The organism is Anaerolineae bacterium (genome assembly GCA_016931895.1).
Taxonomy (GTDB): Bacteria; Chloroflexota; Anaerolineae; order 4572-78; family J111; genus JAFGNV01.
The window spans coordinates 21,406-27,526 of sequence record JAFGDY010000203.1; the positions used below are offsets into that span (position 1 = coordinate 21,406).

The window sequence follows — 6,121 nt, forward strand, 5'->3', positions numbered from 1 at the left end:
TAATTACTGAAGTAGGCAAACCTTGCGCCAGATCAGTAAATTAATTTTCAAGACCCATTGAAACGATAATACCCGTAATATTATCCTCGCCGCCATTTTCATTGGCCACTGCGGCCAGTCGCTCGCAGGCTTCCTGGGGAGTAGCCGAAGTGCCTATGATCTCTCTGATGGTATCGGTATTATTAATCCCTTTCCACAGGCCATCGCTGCACAAGAGTAACGAACTGCCGGATGGTAAATGTTGAATATATGTATCTACCTCAATGGTGCTGCCCTGGCCAATGGCCCGATATAAAACGTGTTCAACCTGGGCCACTTGCTCTGGCGTAGCCTGGCCAATATCTTTTAAACGTTGGGCCAGGGAGTGGTCTTCGGTAATCTGCTTCATACTGTTTTGATGATAGAAATAGGCCCGGGTATCGCCTACGTGGGCAATGTAAGCATTATGGCCCATCACCAGGGCCGCGGTTAAGGTGGTGCCGCCTTCTGGCGCAGCCTGTTGAACCAGGGCATTGGCCTTTTGTACGGCCGATACCAATACCTCACTAATGGAAGGGGTGGGGCCTGGATTATTGTTGATGAGGCATGGTAAGTAGATGTCTTGTAAAATGTAATTGGCTGTAGCCCTGGCTGCTACCGAACTGGCCACATCTCCTTTCTGATGGCCGCCCATCCCGTCGGCCACAATCATTAGGCCAAATATTTCTTGACCATAATCATATTGTATCCAAGAGGAAATGGTATACAAAGAATCTTCATTGCGTTCGCGCACCTGGCCTACATCCGTCACCTTACCAACATGCAAACCACAGGGCAGGTGGTTGATTTTACCGGCCTCTGGCGTTTCGTGGTCAATTTCTTCTGGCCGGATTGGAGTGGAGGGGGCGGGTTCTGTTTTTGGTTGTGAAAAGAGCCTGCGGAGAAAGTTCATGAGTCAATCGTCCCATCAGTAGGTATTTTTGTCAAGCGGGCAAGGCGTAAACATTATGGTCGGTTGAGCCAATGTATACAATCCCATCTTTCACCAGGGGAGAAGCGGTTACGGAACCTTCTGTTCTAAACCGCCAGCGGATTTTTTTATCCTTTCGGTTTAAACTAATTACCTCTCCCTTGGTGGTGCCAAAATAGACTGCCTCGTCAGTGACAGCCGGTGTTGAGACAATGGGCGATCCAGCATCAAACTTCCAAAGGGTGCGGCCCGTTTTAACATCAATGGCCAAGAGATGTTTATCGGTTGAGCCAATATATACCATGCCATCAGCCACCACCGGGCTTGAAATAACAGCATTACTGGTGCGTACCCGCCAGGCGTCGTAGCCGCTTTTGGCATCAACGGCATAAATATTCCAATCCGAGCCGCCCACAATGACCAAATCTTGGTAAAGCACCGGACTGGAAGTTATGCTGCGATTGGTTCTAAATTTCCAGCGGGCGGCGCCCGTAGAAAGGTCTATCGCATGCAGGTGCCCATCATCTGAACCTACATACACCAATTCATCCCCCAGGGTAGGGCTAGAACGAACCGGGGCCAGGGTTTCGTAGCGCCAGATTACCCGGCCGGTTTGCGCGTTAACGGCGTAAAGCCGGTGGTCGTCGGAGCCAAAGAAGGCGTGATCAAATTCAACAACGGCCGATGAACGAATGCGTCCTTCGGTGGGACAGGTCCAGATCAAGCGGCCCAGGGTTGAAATAGCATAAACAATCCTGTCTTCAGAGCCAAAAATCAAACGGTCTTTATACAAAAAGGGTTTTACCGCAATCCCACCGTCGGTGGGATATTTCCACTGAAATTCGCCATTTTTAAGATCAATAGCATATATATTATTATCGTAAACACCTACGTACAACGTAGAGTCGTCGGCCACCGCAGATTTCCCCCTGATTTCATCCTCACATTTGAAAGTCCAGATAGGCAGGATAGAATCATCCATGGCCGGGTGTTCATCCATCATGCCCATAGGGGCGGGGTATGGCTGCGGCGGATAGGGCATAGGATAGGGCTGCTGTGGATATGGAGCCGGATAGGGATAAGGTTGGGGTGGATATTGTTGGGGCGGATACTGTTGGGGCGGAGGCGACGCTGTTGGCGTAGCTCCCGCTGATGGTTTTAGAAATTGAGTAGAAGGTGAGGCAGTATTAGAAACAACTGAGCGGCCCTGTAATGCTTCTTGCAAGGCATCTTTAAAAGCTTGCGCCGAAGGAAATCGTTCTTCGGGATCATACTCCAGGGACTTCATTATTGCGGCGCTGATTTCTTCGGAAACGGCAGGGTTTAATAGGCGAACCGGCTCTTCGTGGAAGGTAAACGGCGGCTCCAAACGTGGGTCTCGTTTGGTGAGCAAATGGTGCATGGTGGCCCCCAGGGCGTAAACATCGCCCCGGGGGTCCGCGATGCCTTTATATTGCTCCGGCGGCGAATATCCCTCGGTGCCGATCATGGTGCCTTTTTGGGCCAACTCAAAGGGTTTGGCAATGCCAAAATCAATCAGGGCAATTTTGCCGTTAAGCCTGCGTAGCATCACGTTTGCCGGCTTCATGTCTCTAAAAACAATGGGTGGGTCTTGACTGTGCAGATACACCAACACATCACAAACCTGGTTGGCCCAATCCAATACCGTTTCTGTTTTGAGCATGCCTTCGGTGGCGTCAAGAATTTCTTCCAGGTTCTGGCCTTCCACATACTCCATTACCAGGTAACTGCGCACAGACTCGGTAAAAAAATCATAGATTTCGGGGATGCCGGGGTGGTTTAGCCGCACCAACAAATTTGCTTCGCGCTCAAAGCTCTGAATGGCCAGGCGACGCACCTGGGGGTCTGGCGTGGTGCTAATCATCTCTTTAACGGCGCACATTCTGGTAACGCCGGTAAAGCGCAAGTCTTGGGCCAGGTAAACGGCCCCCATGCCGCCTACGCCCAAAACCTTAACAATTTCATAGCGGCTTTGCAGCACGGCCCCTTTTGGTAAAATGTTTTCATCAAATTCACCTGTATCGGGGGGTTTTTGCGGATTGATGTGTCGTGTTTCAAGCGTCACCCTGGACTCCTTACTAAAATACTTCTACTTTCCTTTATTATATTCATTCAATACAGGAAATGCAATATGGTTTACGTTTTTGGCAAACAGCTTGGTTAAACAGCATGCCGGAGAAACTGTTCAACAAATACCTGGGGTTAGGAAATTACCAAAGAGAGGAGCTTCTAAATTTGGCATGCCCCAAAACAGAATCCCACCTTAAAGATTATACTATCCCCCCTGTCTTACGTCAACCACCTTTTCCTTAAACATTTCAACCGGATCGGGTCTGAGGGGCGGGGGTAAACCCCCTTTGTGAGTTGGCTCAATAAATGGTATAATCTAACAAACGATGTCGTTGCAGACGATGTCGTTGCAGACGATGTGGTTGATCGCTGCCAAATCTGATCCTGGAGCACTTTTCCTATGGAAACCATCCTCTGCGTTGACGATGAACCCACCCAGCTTATGCTTTTGCGCCTGGCCCTGGTGCGGGCCGGATACCGGGTTTTGGAGGCGCCTAACGGTCAAAAAGGAGTGGAGTTGGCTGTTGAGCATAAACCGGCCCTGATCATTATGGATTTGATGATGCCGGTGATGGATGGCGCCACCGCTATTTGGCATCTCAAACAAAACGAGGCTACCAAACACATTCCCGTGCTGGTGCTATCGGCCTATACCAAGGGCGACCAGGCCAAACGGGCTTTGGATATTGGCGCGGCAGAACTCATTTCAAAAAGCTTGATTTTAACAGATTTAGTGGACAAGGTAAAAAACTATCTTCAATAGAGTAGTAACATTATGGCTATTGCCCCCTCCCTGGCTGAAACTGAGATAGCGGCTGACGGTAAACGTAAAAAGGCCGACTCGCAAATAGTTTATGATTTAAACGACCCGGCTTTGTTTATCAATCGCGAATTGAGTTTGCTGGAATTCAACCGGCGCGTTTTGGAAGAAGCTGAGGATAAAAATAATCCCCTCCTGGAACGAGCCAAGTTTTTGGCCATCTACAGCTCCAATATGGACGAATTTTTTATGGTGCGGGTGGCCGGTTTAATGCAGCAGGCCGCCGCCGGCGTAACCACCGTCCCCGCCGACGGCCTCACGCCGGTTGAACAACTAACGGCTATCCGTAAAAAAGTGAGGCTCAATCTTAAAGCCCTGTATCGCTGTTTTAGGGATATTCGGGTTAGTCTACGCGAAGCCGGCGTTCATCTGCTTGATTACAAGGATTTGAACAAATCCCAAAAACATGCTCTGAACCAATATTTCCAGGACGAAATCTTTCCGGTGCTTACCCCCCTGGCCTTTGACCCGGGCCGGCCGTTTCCGCACATTTCCAGCCTTAGCTTGAATCTGGCCGTCCTGGTGCGCGATGTCAAGAGCAATGAGATTTCTTTTGCCCGCATCAAAGTGCCCAATACCCTGCCCCGCCTGGTGCCGGTGAAACGGGCCAGGGGCGATAACCGCCATACCTACCGTTTTGTCTGGCTTGAAGATTTGATTACCCATAATCTGGCCGACCTGTTCCCCGGCTATGAAATTGTTGAAGCCCATCTGTTTCGGATTACCCGCAACGCCGATTTAGAAATTGAAGCCGATGAAGCATCTGATTTGCTGGAAGCCATGGAAGCCACCGTGCGGCGACGACGTTTTGGGTTTGTGGTGCGCCTGACCATCGCCCAGGGCACGCCGGAACACATGGTGCAGTTGTTGGCCAACAACCTGGAGGTTGAGCCGCAAGACATCTATGAAAGTAAAGGCCCGCTGGGCTTGAGCGGCCTGATGTCCATCATGCGCATTGACCGGCCTGATTTAAAAGACCCGGTCTACCTGCCTGTAATTCACCCCCGTTTACGCCACCTGGAACACCGAGAAGAAATCTTTGACGCCATTCGGGAAGGCGACATTTTACTGCATCACCCCTACGACTCATTTGTGCCGGTGGTGGATTTCCTCAAAGCTGCGGCGCATGATCCCAACGTATTGGCCATTAAACAAACGCTTTATCGCGCCGGTTCAAACTCGCCGGTGGTGGCAGCCTTGATGGAAGCTACCGAAAACGGCAAGCAGGTCTCGGCCCTGGTAGAATTGAAAGCTCGCTTTGACGAAGAAAGCAACATTGTGTGGGCCAGGGCTTTGGAGCGCGTGGGCGTGCATGTGGTTTACGGCTTTATGAGTTTAAAAACGCATTCAAAAATTTCCCTGGTGGTCCGCCGCGAAGACGACCAGATTCGGCGCTACGTGCACCTGGCTACGGGCAATTACAACGCCGTCACCGCCAATATCTATACCGATATGGGCCTTTTTACCTGCAAGCCCGATTTTGGCGATGACGCCTCGGACCTGTTCAACGCGCTCACCGGTTACTCCAAAAAAGAAGATTACAAAAAGTTCCTGGTGGCTCCGCTGGCCCTGCGCAAACGGTTTGCCGCCTTAATTGATCGAGAAATCAAATGGGCCAAAAAAGGCGAAGAGGCCAGACTTATTTTTAAGATGAATTCCCTGATTGATCCGGGGTTTATTCGTCACCTCTACCTGGCTTCGCAGGCGGGAGTGAAGATAGATTTGCTGGTGCGCGGAATTTGCGGCCTGCGGCCGGGCATTCCCAACTTGAGTCATAATATCCAGATCAAAAGTATTGTGGGCCGCTTTTTAGAACACTCGCGGATTTACTATTTTCATAACGGCAATAATCCCCACATTTATCTTGGTTCAGCCGACTTAATGCCCCGCAACTTGAACCGCCGCATTGAAACCCTCTTTCCCATTGAGGACTTGGCCCTTAAACAAGAGTTAATAGAAATCCTGGAAATCTCGTGGGCCGACAACGTAAACGCCCGCGTTTTGCAGACCGACGGCAGTTACGTCCGTTTGTCTCCTGACGGTAAGGAACCCAGGGATAGCCAAGCCGCGTTGATGACCAGGGCCAAGTGTCGTTAGATTGACCCGGCAGGCTGCCCCAAATCTCCCCACCTCCATAGGGAAGACTTGGGGATTTTTTATTTTTGAGTTAAAATCCGGGATGGTTCATCTCTTACGAATAGTTAAGTTGACACTTTTCAAATAGGCGAAAATCTATATGAGTGTTAATCCAAGAAAATAGC

General features: G+C 50.2%; 4 protein-coding genes. 2 read left to right on the forward strand and 2 right to left on the reverse strand.

What is annotated here, in order from left to right:
- Positions 1–40: 40 nt before the first annotated feature.
- Both JW953_14860 and JW953_14865 read right to left on the reverse strand, forming a co-directional pair.
- Complete coding sequence (locus JW953_14860; protein MBN1993978.1) at positions 41–931, reverse strand: serine/threonine-protein phosphatase; 891 nt, start codon at positions 929–931, stop codon at positions 41–43.
- A gap of 31 nt (positions 932–962) precedes the next feature.
- Positions 963–3,035 (reverse strand): PQQ-binding-like beta-propeller repeat protein, encoded by a 2,073-nt coding sequence (locus JW953_14865; protein ID MBN1993979.1) that lies wholly within the window; start codon positions 3,033–3,035, stop codon positions 963–965.
- A 405-nt stretch (positions 3,036–3,440) separates the two neighbouring features.
- Here JW953_14865 and JW953_14870 point away from each other — a divergent pair, with 405 nt between their 5' ends.
- Together JW953_14870 and ppk1 are read left to right on the forward strand one after the other, a co-directional pair.
- Positions 3,441–3,803: a response regulator gene (locus tag JW953_14870; GenBank protein ID MBN1993980.1), complete on the forward strand. Its 363-nt coding sequence runs from the start codon at positions 3,441–3,443 to the stop codon at positions 3,801–3,803.
- Between the two features lie 12 nt (positions 3,804–3,815).
- Positions 3,816–5,957 (forward strand): polyphosphate kinase 1, encoded by a 2,142-nt coding sequence (gene ppk1 / locus JW953_14875; GenBank protein ID MBN1993981.1) that lies wholly within the window; start codon positions 3,816–3,818, stop codon positions 5,955–5,957.
- The last annotated feature ends 164 nt before the right edge of the window (positions 5,958–6,121 follow it).

Coding starts and splice junctions, on each gene's coding strand:
- JW953_14860 (MBN1993978.1), bottom strand. CDS start 931: ATGAACTTTCTCCGCAGGCTCTTTTCACAACCAAAAACAGAACCCGCC.
- JW953_14870 (MBN1993980.1), top strand. CDS start 3,441: ATGGAAACCATCCTCTGCGTTGACGATGAACCCACCCAGCTTATGCTT.
- ppk1 (MBN1993981.1), top strand. CDS start 3,816: ATGGCTATTGCCCCCTCCCTGGCTGAAACTGAGATAGCGGCTGACGGT.